Origin of the sequence: Gemmobacter aquatilis, from assembly GCF_900110025.1 — a bacterium.
Classification (GTDB): Bacteria; Pseudomonadota; Alphaproteobacteria; order Rhodobacterales; family Rhodobacteraceae; genus Gemmobacter; species Gemmobacter aquatilis.
On the sequence record NZ_FOCE01000012.1, the window covers coordinates 76,758 to 93,805 of the forward strand.

At 66.4% G+C, this 17,048-nt stretch carries 17 protein-coding genes; 8 read left to right on the forward strand and 9 right to left on the reverse strand.

Translation table 11 applies throughout. The features are described 5' to 3' along the window. The 4 genes from BMX43_RS16925 to hemP form a co-directional block, all read right to left on the reverse strand. Positions 1-966 carry an imelysin family protein gene (locus BMX43_RS16925; protein WP_091303343.1) on the reverse strand — a complete coding sequence of 322 codons (966 nt, stop codon included), beginning with the start codon at positions 964-966 and terminating at the stop codon, positions 1-3. After that, positions 966-2,492, reverse strand: coding sequence for a di-heme oxidoreductase family protein (locus tag BMX43_RS16930; protein ID WP_091303344.1), 1,527 nt, complete (start codon positions 2,490-2,492; stop codon positions 966-968). The genes BMX43_RS16925 and BMX43_RS16930 overlap by 1 nt, the downstream gene beginning before the upstream one ends. Positions 2,493-2,729: 237 nt before the next feature. Next, positions 2,730-3,983: an imelysin family protein gene (locus tag BMX43_RS16935; protein WP_091303345.1), complete on the reverse strand. Its 1,254-nt coding sequence runs from the start codon at positions 3,981-3,983 to the stop codon at positions 2,730-2,732. A gap of 11 nt (positions 3,984-3,994) precedes the next feature. Continuing rightward, positions 3,995-4,153, reverse strand: coding sequence for a hemin uptake protein HemP (gene hemP / locus BMX43_RS16940; protein ID WP_425431813.1), 159 nt, complete (start codon positions 4,151-4,153; stop codon positions 3,995-3,997). A gap of 374 nt (positions 4,154-4,527) precedes the next feature. On the opposite strand from hemP, the gene BMX43_RS16945 reads away from it, so the two are divergent. From BMX43_RS16945 to BMX43_RS16975, 7 genes are all read left to right on the forward strand, one after another. After that, positions 4,528-5,445 carry a lipid A-modifier LpxR family protein gene (locus tag BMX43_RS16945; RefSeq protein WP_091303347.1) on the forward strand — a complete coding sequence of 306 codons (918 nt, stop codon included), beginning with the start codon at positions 4,528-4,530 and terminating at the stop codon, positions 5,443-5,445. A gap of 349 nt (positions 5,446-5,794) precedes the next feature. After that, positions 5,795-6,661: a Hint domain-containing protein gene (locus BMX43_RS16950; protein WP_342711746.1), complete on the forward strand. Its 867-nt coding sequence runs from the start codon at positions 5,795-5,797 to the stop codon at positions 6,659-6,661. Positions 6,662-6,952: 291 nt separating this feature from the next. Next, a complete protein-coding gene (gene rpsD / locus BMX43_RS16955; protein ID WP_091303349.1) occupies positions 6,953-7,573 on the forward strand; it encodes a 30S ribosomal protein S4 in 621 nt (206 codons plus the stop codon). Positions 7,574-7,717: 144 nt separating this feature from the next. Further along, the gene (locus BMX43_RS16960) at positions 7,718-8,257 is read left to right on the forward strand and encodes a TIGR00645 family protein (protein WP_091303375.1); all 540 of its coding nucleotides are present in this window, start codon (positions 7,718-7,720) and stop codon (positions 8,255-8,257) included. A gap of 93 nt (positions 8,258-8,350) precedes the next feature. Beyond that, complete coding sequence (hisC, locus tag BMX43_RS16965) at positions 8,351-9,436, forward strand: histidinol-phosphate transaminase (RefSeq protein WP_091303350.1); 1,086 nt, start codon at positions 8,351-8,353, stop codon at positions 9,434-9,436. Next, positions 9,433-10,371, forward strand: coding sequence for a prephenate/arogenate dehydrogenase family protein (locus tag BMX43_RS16970; protein ID WP_091303351.1), 939 nt, complete (start codon positions 9,433-9,435; stop codon positions 10,369-10,371). Before hisC ends, BMX43_RS16970 begins: the two co-directional genes overlap by 4 nt. Then, positions 10,368-11,318: an extensin-like domain-containing protein gene (locus tag BMX43_RS16975; protein ID WP_091303352.1), complete on the forward strand. Its 951-nt coding sequence runs from the start codon at positions 10,368-10,370 to the stop codon at positions 11,316-11,318. Before BMX43_RS16970 ends, BMX43_RS16975 begins: the two co-directional genes overlap by 4 nt. Positions 11,319-11,371: 53 nt before the next feature. Here BMX43_RS16975 and BMX43_RS16980 read toward each other — a convergent pair whose 3' ends face one another. The 3 genes from BMX43_RS16980 to BMX43_RS16990 form a co-directional block, all read right to left on the reverse strand. After that, a complete protein-coding gene (locus BMX43_RS16980) occupies positions 11,372-12,952 on the reverse strand; it encodes a peptidoglycan -binding protein (protein WP_091303353.1) in 1,581 nt (526 codons plus the stop codon). Position 12,953: 1 nt separating this feature from the next. After that, on the reverse strand, positions 12,954-14,120 hold the full coding sequence (locus BMX43_RS16985; protein ID WP_091303354.1) for a biopolymer transporter ExbB: 1,167 nt from the start codon (positions 14,118-14,120) through the stop codon (positions 12,954-12,956). 84 nt (positions 14,121-14,204) lie between these two features. Then, on the reverse strand, positions 14,205-14,744 hold the full coding sequence (locus tag BMX43_RS16990; protein WP_091303355.1) for a gamma-glutamylcyclotransferase: 540 nt from the start codon (positions 14,742-14,744) through the stop codon (positions 14,205-14,207). Positions 14,745-14,805: 61 nt separating this feature from the next. On the opposite strand from BMX43_RS16990, the gene BMX43_RS16995 reads away from it, so the two are divergent. Beyond that, positions 14,806-15,786 carry a DUF2125 domain-containing protein gene (locus BMX43_RS16995; RefSeq protein WP_175482154.1) on the forward strand — a complete coding sequence of 327 codons (981 nt, stop codon included), beginning with the start codon at positions 14,806-14,808 and terminating at the stop codon, positions 15,784-15,786. Here the strand turns inward: BMX43_RS16995 and BMX43_RS17000 are convergent. Both BMX43_RS17000 and BMX43_RS17005 read right to left on the reverse strand, forming a co-directional pair. Continuing rightward, entirely contained in the window at positions 15,783-16,439 is a 657-nt protein-coding gene (locus tag BMX43_RS17000) for an aspartate/glutamate racemase family protein (protein WP_091303357.1), read from the reverse strand. The two genes, BMX43_RS16995 and BMX43_RS17000, sit on opposite strands and share 4 nt — an antisense overlap. Before the next feature lie 251 nt (positions 16,440-16,690). Next, entirely contained in the window at positions 16,691-17,029 is a 339-nt protein-coding gene (locus tag BMX43_RS17005) for an AAA+ family ATPase (protein WP_175482155.1), read from the reverse strand. Positions 17,030-17,048 lie beyond the last annotated feature (19 nt).

Consider the following 17,048-nt stretch of genomic DNA (forward strand, 5'->3'; position numbering starts at 1 on the left):
TCAATCGCCGTCTGCGGCGTTGAAGCCGATCCCGGCGCCGAGGGCGGGGGCCAGTTCGGCCAACGCGGCGTCGCGGATCGCGCGGATGTCCTGCGCCAGAATCTCCAGCTTCAGGCGGGCTTGCGGATCGCTGACCCCGGCGAAAACCGGGTCTTGCAGCGCATCGGCCTGCGAAAGCGCGCGGTCGAAGGCGGCCTGCGTCTGCGGGGCTTCGGGCACCAGTTTCAGCGCGAACTGGCGCAGCGCCAGCAGCGAGAGTTGCACATCGCGCAAGGATCGGCCTGAAGCGCGGGCCTCGGCCCGTTCGGGGCGCGGGCGGTCAAACGTGCCCAGCGGGCGGCCCAGCCGTTGATCGGCGTTGAATTCCAGCCCGGTGATCAGGGCGGTCAGCAGCGCCTGCCGCGCCTCGGTTTCGGTCAGGTAGCGGTTGCCGGGGCCGGGTTGGGTGAGCGTGGCGGCGAAGTCGTCTTGCCAGCCTTGCGCCACGGATTCGGCCATGCCGGCCAGATCATCGGCGGTGGCCTGGGTCAGGGCGCAGGCGTAATCGCCCGAGGGGGCGGGATCGGCGTAGAGCAGGCGTTCCAGCCCGAACAGCCCGCGCGCGGCGACGGATTGTTCGGCGAAGTGATCCGGCGCGAGGATCGCCGGGTCGGCGGCTTTCAGCAGCGCGGCCTGTGCCTTGGCGCCCAGCCCCTTGGGATCGGGCCAGAAGGCGATGGCCAGCGCGCGACCCTCCTCCTCCACCGGGCCGAGGCGCAGATGGGCGACGGCGATCCACGCATCAAAGGCTTGATGGTAGAGCGGGCGCAGCACCGCCGGGTCGCAACTGTCGGAGGCTGCAAGGGTGGCGGTGGTGTCGCGGAAATGCGCGAGGCCGGGCAGGATGTGATCCGACACCGCTTCGGCCACATCGGCGCGGGCGGGAAGGGCGAACAGGCAGGTGGCAAGGGCAAGGCGAAGCAGCATTACAGGCTTTCCAGATAGGCGATCAGGGCGGCACGGTCTTCGGTCGGCAGGGCGACCACGGCATCGCGGGCCGCCTGCGCTTCACCGCCATGCCAGAGCACGGCCTCAATCAGGCTGCGCGCGCGCCCGTCATGCAGATAGGTGCTGTGGCCGCTGATCTGCGCCGTCATCCCGATACCCCAGAGCGGCGCGGTGCGCCATTCACGACCTGTTGCGCGGGATTCGGGGCGGTGATCGGCCAGACCTTCGCCCATGTCATGCAGCAGCAGGTCGGTGAAGGGCCAGATGAGCTGAAAGCTTTGTTCCGGTTGGGATTTCAGGCGGTTGGTGACGAATTTCGGGGTGTGGCAGGTGGCGCATTGCAGGCTGTGGAAGATCTGCTTGCCCTGCAGAACCGCGGGCGCGTCCATATTGCGGCGTTCCGGCACGGCGAGGTTGCGCGAATAGAAGGTGACGAGATCGAGGCTGGCGCCATCCACCTCCAACCCGTCGCGGAGGCCGGGCTCCTGACCATCGGGGGCGGCGAGGCAGGTGGCCTGTGCGGCGGTGCAATCGCCTGCGGGCGTGGGGTGCAGCGGGGTGGACAGGCCCATGTCGCCCGCAAAGGCGCCGGCGCTTTGTTCCTTGACGGTGGGCGCCCCGGCCTTGTGGCCAAAGCGGCCCAGCATCGGCACGCCATATTCGACGCTCATCACGATATTGGCGCGGCCCGAGATGCCGTCGCCATCGGCGTCGTCTTCATCGGCATGGGCGAGGATGTCGGCGGCGGGGATCGCCTCCAGCAGGCCCAGCCCGATCATCTGGGGGGCGACGCGGGGCGACAGCAGCGTGTCGGGATGAAGCGGGCCATGGGCGGGGGCATCGACACTGTAGGTCGGCGCGCGCAAGGAGACCACGGTGCCATCGGCCAGCGTGACCGGCTGTTCGGCATAGGTGAGGCCCATCTGCGCCTCGGCGGCGTAGCCGGGGGCGGCGAGATCCTGCAACTGGCCGCCATAGGTGGGTTCGGGCCGGGTGGCGAGGTAATCGCGGATCGCGGGCACCGGATCGCCGCCGGGGATGGACAGGCGCAGGAACATCGAGACGCGCCCGTCATCCGGCCCTTCGGGCGGGTGGCCGCGCCCGTCTTTCAGGTGGCAATCCTGACAGGCGCGGGCGTTATACAGCGGGCCCAGCCCATCGGAGGCCAGCGTGGAGGCGGGCGAGGCGACCCATGTCTTGCGGAACAAGCCGTTGCCCAGCTTGAAATCCATCTCGCGGTCGAACGGCATGTTTTCCGAGGATTGCGAAAAGGCATCGGCAGAGGCGATGGCCCGCGTGGTGGCTGCACCGCCGGGCTTGGCCTCGAACGGTTCGGGTTTGGTGAAATCGGTGGGGGCGGCCAGCACGGGTTTGATGCGCGCGGCCTCGGCCTTGGTGCGGGGGATCACGTTCAGGTGGCGGTCATCCAGCGCGGTGTCGGCGGTTTGGGCCATGGCGGGAAGGGCTGCGAGCAGCAGGAGCGGCAGGGACAGGCGGGCGATCATGGGGGTGGTCCTGTGGGGCGGGCGGATTACCTGACTATAACTATCGGATAATTCGCCCGCCAGTGTCATTCCGCCCGTCCGCGGATTTGGGCCTCAGTATCCCGCGGTTCCCGGGGCCGGATTTGTCGCTACGGCCAGGCGGGGTTTCGAGAAGGCCGATGCCGCCCGCTTCATCGGCGATCGGGCTGGCGAACGGGCGCGGCAGGCGCGTGATCGAGCGTGCCGGGCGGGGCCGGGTTACTGGAAGACGGCGCCGGGATTGTCGAGGCTGTCGGAGCCTTCGAGTGCGACGCCTTCGATGCCCAGCGTGGCGACGACCCGTTCGATTGAGGTGGTCTGTGTCACCAGCGCGTTCACCGCGCCCATGATCAGCTCTTCGCCCTTCTTGTCGCCCGCGGCGAGCATCTGGTCATAGGCGAAACCACTCTCGGCGGCGGTCTTGATCGCTTGCAGGGCGACGACAGAGGCCTCCAGTTCGGCGCGCAACTGCATGTCCAGCGCGCCATCCTTCTGCGCCACCAGTTCCGACAGCGACGGGCCGGAGACGAGGGTGCCATCGGGGCGGGTATAGCTGCCGAGATAGACGTTGCGGATGCCGACCCCATCGTAGAAATGGCTGTTGAACGTGTTGTCCGAGAAGCAGTCGTGTTCCTCCTCGGGGTCGTTCAGCATCAGGCCGAGCTTGATCCGCTCGCCCGCCAGTTCGCCATAGGACAGGCTGCCCATGCCGGTGAGGATCGCCTGCACCCCTTTGGCGGGATCGGCGGTCACGGCGGCGCGGGCGGCGCCGCCTTCGGCCCAGTTGCCGGTCATTTCGGCCAGATCGGCCACCAGCAACTCGGTTGCGGCGGTCAGATAGGCGGCGCGGCGGTCACAGTTGCCATTGGTGCAGCCGTCGCCCGGCAGGTAATCGGTGAAGGGGCGAGCGCCCGCACCGGGGCCGGTGCCGTTCAGATCCTGCCCCCAGAGCAGAAATTCGATGGCGTGATAGCCGGTCGCCACATTCGCCTCGATCCCGTCCGCCTCGTGCAGGGTGGATTTGAGGAAATCGGGGGTGATCGCGCTGGCGTCGATCTCGGTGCTGCCAAGGGTGAAGTGCGGCGTGGCGATCACGTTCAGCGTGGAAAGCAGGTTTTCCTCGGACTGGCCATAAGAGGCATCGACATAGTCGATCAGCCCTTCGTCCAGCGGCCAGGAATTCACCCGGCCCTCCCAGTCATCGACGATCGGGTTGCCGAAGCGAAACGCCTCGGTCTGCTGATAGGGCACGCGGGCGGCGATCCAGGCGGCGCGGGCCGCCTGAAGCGTGGCATCGGACGGGGTGGCGATCAGCGCCTGCACCGCCGCTTGCAGGGCCTGCGCCGTGGCGAGGCTGTCGGCATAGCCTGCCTCGGCGAGGGTGGCATAGGTCTGCACCACCTCGGCCTCGGTCACGGCGAAGGCAGGCAGGGCGGCGGTGCAGAACAGGGTCGCAAGCAGGGTGTGTTTCATCAGTCCGGCCGTTACTTTGTCAGGATCAGTTTGCCCGCGCGGGTGATCCGCAGCGAATAGATCTGATCGTTGAGGATGATCCGCGCCAGATTGCCGCCTGCGGTCAGCAGGGTGGCATCGTGGCAGGGGGTGGCGTCGGCAGCCAGAAGGCTGCGCGGGTCGATACTCATGTTCATCGGGGCATCTCCATCCGGTCGAGAAAGGCACTGAGGTCCGGTGTCGCGGGCATCAGCCCCTCCATCGCCAGACGGAGCAGGTCCATCAGGCTCGGCGCTGGGGATGGGTCGGCCAAAGGGCCGCGCGGGGGAGCTATCATCTTCGGGCCTCGGGGTGGCTGCGTTGCGGTTGCTGTGGTCCGGGCTGACCCGAGGCGGGTTGGCTTGGATATGGCAAAAGGTGACAAAAAGACTTGGCTTTGTAAAGTCCGATTCTTTTACTTGGGAAATTTCACCGGTTGCAGAATGTGGCCGCCTTGCACTATCGCGGGGGCAGGGCACCGGGTTAGAGTGCAAAAAAAACGCGAGCGGGCAGACAAGGAAAAAGCATGAAACAGGCAATGCTGGCCGCTGCGGTGGCTTTGAGCGCGATTCTGGGGCAAGGCACGGCGGCGCAGGCGGAAGAGCGGGTGACGCTTGGCTTTGCGCGGCTGTTCACCAATGACGCGCTGGGCGACACGCATGACCGCTGGCGCAGCGGATCTTACTATGTCAGCCGGTTTCGCGCGCCGCGCTGGGGCGGATCGCTGCCCACGCAATTCGGCGAATTGCTGGAATTCCGTCTGCGCACCGAAATCATCGCGCCGGAAAGCCTGACCGACCCCACGCCGGACCGCCGCTATGTCGGGGTGATCGCGCCGGGCATGGCGACGCATTTCGACATGGGCGGGGTGGAAACGCTGCTGGGGGCGGAACTGGTGTTCACCGGGCCGCAGACCGGGGTCGGGCGGTTCCAGCGCGAGGTGCATGACCTGCTGGGGCTGGACGAGCCGACGGTGCTGGACAGCCAGATCACCGACGGCGTGCATCCGACGGTTTACGGCGAGATGGCGCGCAGCTTCGCCGTGTCGGACCGGGTGACGTTGCGGCCGTTTGCCGAGGCGCAGGCCGGGGTGGAAAGCTATCTGCGCTTTGGCGGCGACATGGTGGTGGGCAATTTCGGGCGCGGTGGCCTGATGTCGCGCGATACGGTGACGGGGCAGCGCGTCGAGGGGATTGCGGGCACGATCAATGCCGGGACCAGCTTCACGCTGGGCGGCGATGTGGCGCAGGTGTTCGACAGCGTCTATCTGCCCGAAAGCGGCACGGCCGAACTGACCGATACGCGGATGCGCCTGCGCGCCGGGTTCAACTGGCAGGGCGAACGCTCGGCGCTGTTCTATGGCGTGACCTGGCTGGGCAAGGAATATGAAGACCAGCCGGACGGGCAGGTCGTCGGGTCGCTGCGGCTCAACCTGCGGTTTTGAATGGGTGAGCTTCGCCTCGCAAATAGCTGATCTTGCGGCAACAATCCGTATCAAATGGGCGGATTGTTGCCAAAATATCATAGCACTGTTGCCGCAAGCCTGTTAACTTTTGTCCATAAAATAAAAAACGAGCAGGCATACAGGCATGAAAACGGGCTCTCGCGGCACGTTTGTCATTTCCTGGGCGCAGACAGAGACTGATGGAGTGCGGGCGGCGCCGCTGGATGTTCTTTGCGTAGGAGCATCCTGGTGCTGGACGGGGGCGGCTGTCCGGGTGGATGGGCCGTCCAATCTTCTGATTCTGGATGGGGCCGAGGGGGCAGCGGATCTGAGAAAACGGGCGGCGCGCATGGTGCGCCGGCTGGTCGGGGCATCGCTGGGGCGTGAAGCGCTGGATGCGCCCTTGGTGGAAGACGAGGAGGACGTGCCCGAACAGGGGTTCGTCGTCACGGATGGTATTCACAGCTACGGGATCACACTGATCGAGGTGCCCGATACTGGCGCACGCTTGCTGATGTTTCTGGGCGAGATGCCGCCGGTGGCGCGCGACCTGTGGGTGGTGCGGGTGGCGATTGACCGGACGCAGAGTGGGGCCGGGGCGCGGCAGGCGGGCGGGGTGATCTGTTTCACCCCCGATACGCGCATCGCCACGCCCGAGGGGCCGCGGCTGATCCAGCATCTGCGCCCGGGCGACCGGGTGCTGACGCGCGACAATGGGGCGCAAGAGATCCTGTGGACCGGGCATCGCCGCATGACCGGCGCCCGGCTTTACGCGATGCCGCATCTGCGGCCGATCCGGTTCCGGTCGGGCGCGCTGGGGCTGGGGCGGCCCGAGGGTGACCTGCTGGTGTCGCCGCAACACCGGATGCTGCTGCGCGGCGCCACGGCGCGGGCGCTGTTCAACAGCGACGAGGTGCTGGTGGCGGCGGAGGATCTGATCAACGACCTGTCGGTGGTGGTGGATCATGCGCTGCGCGAGGTGACCTATATCCACATGCTGATGGAGCGGCACAACATCGTCTTTGCCAACGGGCTGGAGACGGAAAGCTTCCATCCCGCCAATTGCGCGCTGGAGACGATCGAGCCCGCGCAGCGCGAGGGATTGCTGGCGATGTTTCCGGGCATCGCGGCCAATCCGTTCAGCTATGGCGATTATGTGCGGCGCAACCTGTCGGCCTCGGAAGCGGCGATCCTGCGGCATGATATGGCGGCCTGAGGCGATTTTTCTGCGAAAAATCGCTGACGACGTGTTGGGTTGGCGATTTTTCTGCGAAAAATCGTTGAAGGCGTGCTGGGTGGCGATTTTTCTACGAAAAATCGAAGGGTGGCCGCAGGAGGGGGCGTTGACACGGGCGGTGACCCGTCTATAAGCGCCGCCATGGTCCCGGGGGAAGCTCCGGGGCTTTTCATTGGTGTTGGTGGCCCCCGCAAGGGGATGCCTGTCGCCCGAACCCGCAGGGGGGAGGGAAAGGACAACGCCCTTCGTCTGTCTAGAAGGAGATCAGCGATGACCAAACGGACCGCTGCCAAGTACAAAATCGACCGCCGCATGGGCGAAAACATCTGGGGCCGCGCCAAATCCCCGGTGAACAAGCGGGAATACGGCCCGGGCCAGCACGGCCAGCGCCGCAAGAACAAACTGTCGGATTTCGGCACCCAGCTGCGCGCCAAGCAGAAGCTGAAAGGCTACTATGGCGACCTGACCGAAAAGCAGTTCCGCAAGATCTATAACGAAGCCGAACGCGTCAAGGGTGACACCGGCGAGATGCTGGTGGGCCTGCTGGAGCGCCGTCTGGACGCGGTGGTCTACCGCGCCAAGCTGGTGCCGACCGTGTTCGCCGCCCGCCAGTTCGTGAACCACGGCCACGTCACCGTGAACGGCCAGCGCGTGAACATCGCCTCCTACCGCGTGAAGGAAGGCGATCTGATCGAAGTGCGCCAGAAGTCGAAGCAACTGGCCATCGTGCTGGAATCGGTTGCCCTGACCGAACGCGACGTGCCGGACTATCTGGAAGTGGATCACTCCAAGATGACCGTGAAATTCGTGCGCACCCCGGGCCTCGGCGATGTGCCGTATCCGGTCGTGATGGAACCGAACCTCGTCGTCGAATACTACGCGAAGAACTGATCCTTCGCGGGATGTACTTGGGAAGGGCTCGCTGCGGCGGGCCCTTTTCGTTTTGGAGTGGCCTTCAGCGGGAATGGCTCCCCTCTTTTCTTTCGCGTTGCGGCAGCCTATCTCGCAAATGCAGCACAGGAAAAGGAACATGCGATGGCGTCCCGGAAACCCGCCCTTGAAACCCGGTTCGAGCAGGGGCTGTTTGCCTCGCGCTGGTTGATGGCCCCGATGTATCTGGGGTTGGTCGTCAGCCTTGCCATGCTGACGGTGATCTTTCTGAAAGAGCTGGCCTATTACGCGCCCAAGACCTTTTCGATGGGGGCGGATCAGGGGATCCTGGCGATCCTGACGCTGATCGACCTGTCTCTGGCGGCGAACCTGCTGCTGATCGTGCTGTTTTCGGGTTACGAGAATTTCGTCTCGAAGCTGGATCTGGAGGACAGCCGCGACCGGCCCTCGTGGATGGGGAAGGTGGATTTCTCGGGGCTGAAGATGAAGCTGATCGCCTCGATCGTGGCGATTTCGGGCATCCATCTGCTGAAGGTCTTCATGGAGATCGGCAAGAAGGGCGCCGATGCGGCGGTGACCGAAAGCCAGATGTTCTGGATGGTGGTTCTCCATCTGACCTTCGTCGCCTCGGGGGTGCTGCTGGCGCTGATGGACTGGCTGGCGGGGCTGACCACCAAACACTGAACGATTTCGGGTTTCTGGCGCCGGTGGCAACATGCCACTGGCAAAGGGCGCGGCCCGCCGCTAAACCCTGCGCGGACTGCAATGGAGACAGCGATGAACGACGCCATCCGCCCGCAACCCGGTATCATGGATATTGCCCTGTACGAAGGTGGCAAGGCCCATGTTTCGGGCGTGAGCAATGTGGTGAAGCTCAGCTCGAACGAAAACCCGTTCGGGCCTTCGGACAAGGCGAAAGAAGCCTTCGCCCGGTCGGTGCATCAGTTGCACCGCTATCCCAATACCGACCACGCGAGCCTGCGTCAGGCGATTGCCGAGGTGCATGGGCTGGAGGCGGGGCGCATCATCTGCGGTGTGGGGTCGGACGAGATCATCCATTTCCTGTGCCAAGCCTATGCCGGGCCGGGAGATGAGGTGCTGTATACCGAGCATGGCTTCCTGATGTATCGCATTTCGGCCATGGCGGCGGGGGCGACCCCGGTCGAGGTGGCAGAGCGTGAGCGCACGACCGATGTGGATGCGCTGCTGGCGGCCTGCACGCCGCGCACCAAACTGGTGTTCATCGCCAACCCCAACAACCCGACCGGCACGATGATTTCGGCGGGCGAGGTGGCGCGACTGGCGCGCGGGCTGCCGCCGCAGGCGATTCTGGTGCTGGACGGCGCCTATGCGGAATATGTCGAAGGTTTCGATGCCGGGCTGTCGCTGGTCGAGGCGTCGAGCAACGTGGTGATGACGCGGACCTTTTCCAAGATCTACGGGCTGGGCGGGTTGCGCATCGGCTGGGGCTATGGGCCGAAAGCCATCATCGACGTGCTGAACCGCATCCGCGGGCCGTTCAACCTGTCGAACACCCAGTTGGACACCGCCGAGGCGGCGGTGCGCGATCAGGATTTCGTGGCGAAATGCCGGTCTGAAAACGCGCGGCTGCGCCATTGGCTTGCCGAGGCGCTGGCCGAACATGGCGTGCCGTCCGACACCTCGATGGCGAATTTCGTGCTGGCGCGCTTTGCCAGTGTGGAAGAGGCCGAGGCCTGCGATACATTCCTGCAATCGCAGGGGCTGCTGGTGCGGCGGGTGGCGGGCTACAAGCTGCCGCATTGCCTGCGCATCACGGTGGGCGACGAATCCTCGTGCCGGCGGGTGGCCCATGCGATCGGGCAGTTCAAGGGTGTGAAATGACGGCGCCGATCTACAACCGGGTGGCGCTGATCGGGCTGGGGCTGATCGCCTCAAGCATGGCCCATGCGATGAAGACAGGCGGGCTGGCGGGCGAGATCGTGGGTTATGCCAAATCCGCCGACAGCCGCGCGGTGGCGCTGGAGATCGGGTTCATCGACCGCGCGGCGGACACGGCGGCGGCGGCGGTCGTGGGCGCCGATCTGGTGGTTTTGGCGGTGCCGGTGGGCGCGATGGGGGCGATTGCCGCAGACATCGGCCCGCATCTGTTGCCGGGGGCGACGGTGACCGATGTCGGCTCTGTCAAGCAGGCGGTGATCGACGCGGTGGCGCCGCATATCCCGGAAGGGGTGCATTTCGTGGCGGGCCACCCGATTGCGGGCACCGAACATTCCGGCCCGCGATCCGGTTTTGCCTCGCTGTTCAAGAACCGCTGGTGGCTGCTGACCCCGGCGGAAGGCACCGATCCGGCGGCGACGGCGCGGCTGCGCCACCTGTGCGAATCAATGGGCGCCAAGGTGGACGAGATGGAGGCGGCGCATCATGATCTGGTGCTGGCCGTCACCTCGCACACGCCGCACCTGATTGCCTATACCATGGTCGGCGTGGCCGATGACCTGCGCCGGGTGACCGATAGCGAGGTGATCCAGTATTCGGCGGCGGGTTTCCGCGACTTTACGCGGATTGCCGCCAGTGACCCGACCATGTGGCGCGATGTGTTCTTGACGAACAAGGATGCGACATTGGAAATACTCGGGCGGTTCACCGAGGAACTGTTCGCGCTGCAACGTGCAATCCGGCTTGGCGATGGCGATCATCTTCATGCCTATTTCACGCGGACGCGGGCGATCCGTCGGGGGATCATCGAAGCCGGGCAAGATACGGCAGCACCGGATTTCGGGCGCGCACAGCCGCCCGCAAAGGGGAATGCAGGATGAAGGCAGCAGTTGCGCTGACACTCGGGCTGGCATGGATCGCTGGCGGGGCAGGGGCCGAAGGGCTGGGCACCTCGCCGCTGCCGAAACCCCGCCCGCAGGTCGAAGCGCAACTGGTGCCCGAAGCACATCTGGTGGCCACCGTCTCGACGGCGAACCAGACGGGAGCGAACCAGATGGGGGGTACGCCGATCCTGCGGCCCCGCGCCCGGCCTGAAGGGCTGGTGGTGGCGCTGGCCGCACCGCAGATCGACGCCGACAGCATCGTCGATCTGGCCGCCGTCGCCGCGCCTGCGGTGAAGATGCCCGCGCCGCGCCCCGGCAATCTGGCGGTGGGCGGCAGCACCATCGCCCCCGACACACCGAAGAAAAAGGGATGGAGCCTGTTCAAGGCCGCCGCCGTGCGCAATCCGCAAAGCAAGGAAAGCCTGCTGCCGAAAAAGGGCTCGGTCTGTGGTGATCCGTCGATCCGCGGCAAGCAACTGGCGCCGGTGGTCAGCAAGGTCAAGGGTTGCGGCATTGACGATCCGGTGGAAGTGACCGAGATCGCGGGCGTGAAGCTGAGCCAGCCTGCCACGATCACCTGCGAAACGGCGCAGGCCACCAAACAGTGGATCGAGACCGGTGTGAAATCCGCCTTCGCCAAGGATCCGGTGAAGGTGTTGCAGATCGCGGGCAGCTATGTCTGCCGCCCGCGCAACGGCATTCGCGGCAACAAGGTCAGCGAACATGGGCGCGGCCGGGCGCTGGACATTTCGGGCTTCACGCTGGCCAGCGGCAAAAGCCTGTCGGTGCAGGGCGATTACCGGAAATACAAACCGATCAAGGCCTCGCACAAGGCGGCCTGCGGCATCTTCGGCACGACGCTGGGCCCGGGGTCCGACGGGCATCACGAGGATCACCTGCATTTCGACATCGTAAGCTATCGCAACGGCACCTACTGCCGCTGAACCGAAGGCCGGGCCAAGTGTCCGGCCTTTTGCTTTTGACGCCCGGGTTTTGCTTACCGTTCCGTCAGTTTCAGCTCGATCCGCCGGTTCTGCGCCCGCGCCTCGGCGCTGGTGCCCTGCGCCACGGGTTGCCATTCGCCAAAGCCGGTGGCGGCCAGCCGGTTGGGCGGAAAGCCCAGCTCGTCCTGCATGAAGCGCACCACCGACAGCGCGCGGGCCTGGCTCAGTTCCCAATTGTCGCGGAAGGCCCCGGTGCCCGACAGCGGCGTGTCGTCGGTATGGCCATCGACGCGGATGATCCAGTCGATGCCGGGCGGAATGTCACCCGCAATGTCGTTCAGCGTGGCGACGACGCCGGCGATCTGGCTGCGGCCCTCGGGCGCCAGATCGGCGGCACCGGGGGTGAACAGCACCTCGGACGAGAACACGAACCGGTCGCCCACGATGCGCACGCCGTCGCGCCCGGCCAGCACCTGCCGCAACTGCCCGAAGAATTCGGACCGGAACCGCTCCAGATTCAGCTTCTCGGCCTCCAGCCGCTTGCGTTCGGCCTCTTCCAGTTCGGCCCGGCGGCGCTGTTCCGAGGCGACCTGCGCGAGCGCGGAATTGAGCTGTCCGCCAAGGTTTTCGATCTGAACATTCGCTTCTGCATCCTTGGCGGCGGCGGCATCCAGCAGCGCCTGCAGGCTGCCCAACTGGCCGCGCAGCGCAGCGATCTGTTCATTGAGCAGGGCGACGCGGCGCGCGGCCTCGGTGGATTGGGCGTCCTGTTCGGCCAGCAGCGCCTTGGCGGTGGTCAGCAGATCGCCGTTCGCCTCTTTGCCCTGCGCGGCGGCGATCAGGGTCAGGGTTTCTTCGGCCCGCTTGCGCTGTTCTTCCAGCGCAAGCGTCATCGCCGTCAGTTCCGTGTCCGAGGCTTGCAGCTTGGCGCGCAATTCCGCCAGGGCGGCGGCATCGACCAGTTGCGCCGCTTCGGCTTCGGACAGTTTCACCGATTGCGCGGCGCTGTCGGCGCGCAGCTTGTTGGCCAGTGCCGCCATGGCATCGGCCTTGGCGGCGGCAAGGCGGGCGGCTTCGGTCTGCGCATCCACCTCTTGCCGGGCCTTGGCGAGCGCGAGGTTCAGCGCCTCCTGTTCGGTGATCAGCCGCGCCTGCGCCGCCTTCAGATCCTCGACCGAGGCGGAGAGGGTGGTGACCTGCCCGCGCGCGGCATCACGTTCGGCCAGCAGGCTGGCCACCTGCGCCTCGAAGCTGACGATGCGGGATTGTGCGGCGGACAGCGCGCCCTCGGTCGTGGCGATCTGGCTGTTCAGTGTGGCGATCAGGCTGGCCTGTTCGGCGCCCTTCGCCTCGGCGGCAGCCAGCGTGGTACGCAGCCCGCCCAGTTCGGTTTGCAGATCGGTGACCTTGGCGCGTTCCAGCCCCAGCGCATCGGCAAGGCTGGCGACCTGTGCGGTCAGCGCATCCAGCTCGTTCCCCTGCGAGGTGATGGTCTGGCGCAGCACCGATTGCATGACGGTGAAGATGGTCAGCACGAACATCAGCACCATCAGCAGCGTGGTGACCGCATCCACGAAGCCCGGCCAGATCATGCCATCGCCGGAACGAGAGGAGCCGCGACGTGACAGGCCCATGTTACCCCCTTGCCCGCGAAGCCTGGCGGATCGCCTGTGTCAGCGCCCCCAGATCGGTGCGCAGATCGGCGATGCTTTCCTGCCGCCCGGCCGAGATTTCTTCAAGGATGCGCAGCAGTTGCACGTCGATCGACCGCAGCCGCATCCGGCTTTCGGCGTCGATATGCGGCCCGCCCGCGTCGCCGGTCAACGCGGCCAGCAGGCGGTCCTGCCCCTCGGCGATACGGGCCAGCAGGGCGGCTTGCGCATTGTCCTGCTGGGCCAGCCGCTTGGTCAGCCGCCCGATGGCCTGCCCCAGTTCCGACAGCCGTTCATCCTGCACCGCGCGGGTGGCATCGGCCTCGACAAAGGCCATGCCCAGATTGTCGATCTGGCTGCCCAGCGTATCCAGCACCTGCGCCAGCGCGCCCATGTCGCCGCCTTCGCCCTCGCCGCCCGCAAGGCCGATGCGGGTGATCGAGGAAATCCACTCCTCAAGCTCGCGGTAAAAGCGGTTCTGACCATGGCCCACGAACAGTTCCAGAAGCCCCACCACCAGCGACCCGGCAAGGCCCAGCAGCGACGAGGAAAATGCCGTGCCCATGCCGCCCAGTTGCGATTCCAGCCCGCTCATCAGCTTGCCGAACACATCCAGCCCGCTTTCACCTTCTTGCGGGGCGAGCGAGCGGATGGTTTCGACAATCGCCGGAACGGTGGTGGCAAGGCCGTAGAAGGTGCCCAGCAGCCCGAGGAAGATCAGCAGATTGGCCAGATAGCGGGTGATGTCGCGCGCCTCGTCGATGCGGGTGGCGACGGAATCGAGGATCGACCGGCTGGAGCTGGACGACAGGTGCAGCCGCGCGCTGCGCGGGCCCAGCAGCGCGGCCAGCGGCGCCATGATGCGGGGGGCGGCCACGGCCTCTGATCCCGGCTTGTCCTGCACGAAGGCATCCAGCCAAGTGACGGATTGCACCAACTGCCAGACCTGCCAGAAACAGGTGATGACCCCCAGCGCAAAGACCCCGATGATCGTGCCATTCAGCAGCGGGTTGGTGGCGATGATCCCCACCAGCATGGTCAGGGCGACCCATGCCCCGGCGCTGACCAGCCCCAGCACGATCAGCATGAACACCACTTGCCGGATCGGCTGGGCAAAGACCGGGGCGGCGCTTGTCTGGGATCGTGTCATCGCTGTGGTCCTGTTCCCGCGTGCCGACTGCTCTTTTGTTGTGAACAGGATAGGGGCAGGCGCGGGCAGTGCCAAGCGCGAAGCTTAGCTGCCTATTTCACGAATGCGACCGATCTCGCGCACGCGGTCGGCCAGCCATTCCAGTTCGGCATCGGCAATGCCCAGTTCGGCCAGATGGGCGGCGGTGTTCCACAGGTAATCGCGGTTCGGTCCGCGCCCGCCCACCGCCTGCGCGATGATCTGCGCCTGTTCCTCCAGCGCAAGGCCACCGCAATATTGCACATGCGCCGGGTCGATCACATAGGCCAGACAGTCGATCGGCGCGCCCTCTGCCGTGACGGGCAGCGTAACCTCCAGATAGGCCGAAGAAATCAGTTCGCGGTCCCGCAGATCGGCCAGCGTCTGCGCCTCGGCGCCCGGGGCCACGCGGAAGGCCACGCCGTCGCAGATCGCCCCCGCCGCGCGGTCCAGCGCCAGAACGAGGCCGGGTTCAGCCTCGGTGCCGCGATGGTGGATCGACCGCATGCAGAAGCTGCGATGCCAGCCTGCGGCCCGGGCGATGCGGCGTTCGGCCACGGGAAAGCCGGGATGCCAGATCAAAGAGCCGTAACCGAATACCCACATGCGCTGGTTCTCCCTTCGCCGCAGATGTAAACTGGGGCGCAAACAAGGGAAAGAGGCAGGTATGCGGGCGCTGTTCTGGGGGATCGTGGTTCTGGCCGCGATCTATGGCGGGTACTGGTTCGTCGGCGCGCGGGCTGCCGAACGCGGGGCCGAAGCGGCGCTGGTGCGGCTGGCGGGCGAGGGGATTGCGGTCAAGCATGACGGATTGGGCGTTGCGGGCTTTCCCAGTCGGTTCGACCTGACGCTGACCGCGCCGCAAGTGTCGATCCCGGCGCGGGGCATCGGCTGGGCGGCACCTTTCGCGCAGATCTTCAGCCTGTCCTACAAGCCCTGGCACCTGATCGCCGCCCTGCCGGAAGACCAGAAGCTGACGCTGCCGGGGCAGGCGCTGACGCTGGCCTCTACCCGGATGATGGGGTCTTTGCGGCTGACCCCCAGCCCCGATCTGCCGCTGGCAGAGGCCGATGCGGTGGCCGAAGGCGTCAGCCTGCGGTCGGATCAAGGCTGGGCGCTTGGCTTCGCCTCGGCCAATCTGCGGCTGGCGCGGGGCGAGGGCGACAATTACGAGGTGGCGCTACGGGTGCTGGATCTGGTGCCGGATCAGGCGCTGGTGGCCGGGCTGGCGGGCAGCGGCCTGCCTGCGACGGTGGCGCGGCTGGATGCGCTGGCAGATGTGGCGCTGGACGGGCCGCTGGCGCTGCGCGATGCGGTGCCGCCTGCGATCAGCGCGGTCACGCTGCGCGAGGCGAATATCGTCTGGGGGCCTCTGACGCTGCGCGCCACCGGGCGGCTGGTCGCCGATGCGCAGGGCCGGGGCGAGGGGCAGATTGATCTGCGGGTGGAAGGCTGGCGCGCCGGGTTCGAGGCGGCGGTGGCGCTGCGGCTGATCCCTGACCGTTTCGTGCAGGCCGTTGAAAGCGTGCTGGTGCAGATGGAAACCCAGTCGGGCGCGCCGGGCGTGCTGACCCTGCCGCTGGTGATGCGCAACGGGCGGATGATGCTGGGCCCGGTGCCGCTGGGGGCTGCACCCCTGCTGCGCTAGGCCGTAGGGCGGAAACGGATCATCGCTTCGGCCAGACAGGCGGCGGCGGTGACACCATCCACCAGCGGCACGTCAGTCATCGCATGCAGTTGTGCCAGCAAGGGCGCCATGCCCGCGCAGCCCAGCACGATGCTGTCGGCCCCGTCCTCTGCCGCAGCGCGGCGGATCACCGAGGCCAGCCGGGCCAGTGTTTCGGGCGCGGCGGCCTCCACCTCCAGCACCGGAATGTCGCTGGGATGCACGGCGCGGCATTGCGCGCCAAAGCCGCCGCTGGCGATGTTGCCCGCGATCACCGGCACCGAAACCGCCAGCGTGGTGACCACCGAAAAGCTTTGGCCCATCAGTTGCGCCATGTGATAGGCCGCCTGACCGATGCCCAGCACCGGGCAATGCGCGGCGTGGCGCAGCTCGGCCAGCCCGGTATCGTCGAAACAGCCGATGATGATCGCATCCACCCCTGCGGTGCGGGCGGCAGGCAGCAGGGCCAGCAGTCCCGGCACCGCCGCCACGCCATCCTCGGGGCCCTGAATCGCCGGGGGCCCTGCGGTATTCGTCCAGCCCAGAACCTCGGCCCCGGTGACGTGGCGGGCCGCTGCGACCATGGCATCCGTCATCGCGGCGGTGGAATTGGGATTGATATACAGCAGTTTCACCGGCGCCCCTCGCCGTGCCCCGCCGCATCAAAGGCGCGTGCGGCCCCGCCACCGGGTGTTTGGTCTTTTTGCATGTGCTTCCCCCGTCCTGTCGGGCAAGGGTGTTCTTGCGGCGGCGGGAGGCGACTGAAATCCGCCTGCGCCATATCGGGAATCTGCGAATGTCCAAAAAATGACCACCGCACCGGGGCCGCGCCGCAGCCTTTGGCAGACCTGGCACCCGGCGGATCGGCGCGCGGGCGTGATGCCGCCTACAGCTCGATTTCGCCGTCTTTCAGGGGGGCTGGCGGCACGGGCTTGCGGCGGATGATGATGTCGCCATTCGGCAGCTTTTCCGGTGGTTCGTAATTGCGCAGATCGCCGATCATGTCGATCAGCTGGCGCAACTCCGGCTCCATCTCGCGCAGCGCATCTTCCATCCCGCGCAGCGCGGGGTCCATTTCGTCCATCAGCCCGCGCAGAAACATATCGGCACCGCGTTCCATCAGGCTGGGGCCGTCATCCTTGGGGGTGGGCGGATCGGAGGTGTCCTGCGCCCGGGCAGGGGCAAGGGACAGGCAGAACAGCAGGGGCAGGGTCCAACGGATCATGGCCGCATTATAGGGGGGA

Bases quoted from the DNA above. Each gene is read 5' to 3' on its own strand.
- BMX43_RS16925 (WP_091303343.1), bottom strand. From the start codon at position 966: ATGCTGCTTCGCCTTGCCCTTGCCACCTGCCTGTTCGCCCTTCCCGCC.
- BMX43_RS16930 (WP_091303344.1), bottom strand. From the start codon at position 2,492: ATGATCGCCCGCCTGTCCCTGCCGCTCCTGCTGCTCGCAGCCCTTCCC.
- BMX43_RS16935 (WP_091303345.1), bottom strand. From the start codon at position 3,983: ATGAAACACACCCTGCTTGCGACCCTGTTCTGCACCGCCGCCCTGCCT.
- hemP (WP_425431813.1), bottom strand. From the start codon at position 4,153: ATGAGTATCGACCCGCGCAGCCTTCTGGCTGCCGACGCCACCCCCTGC.
- BMX43_RS16945 (WP_091303347.1), top strand. From the start codon at position 4,528: ATGAAACAGGCAATGCTGGCCGCTGCGGTGGCTTTGAGCGCGATTCTG.
- BMX43_RS16950 (WP_342711746.1), top strand. From the start codon at position 5,795: ATGGTGCGCCGGCTGGTCGGGGCATCGCTGGGGCGTGAAGCGCTGGAT.
- rpsD (WP_091303349.1), top strand. From the start codon at position 6,953: ATGACCAAACGGACCGCTGCCAAGTACAAAATCGACCGCCGCATGGGC.
- BMX43_RS16960 (WP_091303375.1), top strand. From the start codon at position 7,718: ATGGCGTCCCGGAAACCCGCCCTTGAAACCCGGTTCGAGCAGGGGCTG.
- hisC (WP_091303350.1), top strand. From the start codon at position 8,351: ATGAACGACGCCATCCGCCCGCAACCCGGTATCATGGATATTGCCCTG.
- BMX43_RS16970 (WP_091303351.1), top strand. From the start codon at position 9,433: ATGACGGCGCCGATCTACAACCGGGTGGCGCTGATCGGGCTGGGGCTG.
- BMX43_RS16975 (WP_091303352.1), top strand. From the start codon at position 10,368: ATGAAGGCAGCAGTTGCGCTGACACTCGGGCTGGCATGGATCGCTGGC.
- BMX43_RS16980 (WP_091303353.1), bottom strand. From the start codon at position 12,952: ATGGGCCTGTCACGTCGCGGCTCCTCTCGTTCCGGCGATGGCATGATC.
- BMX43_RS16985 (WP_091303354.1), bottom strand. From the start codon at position 14,120: ATGACACGATCCCAGACAAGCGCCGCCCCGGTCTTTGCCCAGCCGATC.
- BMX43_RS16990 (WP_091303355.1), bottom strand. From the start codon at position 14,744: ATGTGGGTATTCGGTTACGGCTCTTTGATCTGGCATCCCGGCTTTCCC.
- BMX43_RS16995 (WP_175482154.1), top strand. From the start codon at position 14,806: ATGCGGGCGCTGTTCTGGGGGATCGTGGTTCTGGCCGCGATCTATGGC.
- BMX43_RS17005 (WP_175482155.1), bottom strand. From the start codon at position 17,029: ATGATCCGTTGGACCCTGCCCCTGCTGTTCTGCCTGTCCCTTGCCCCT.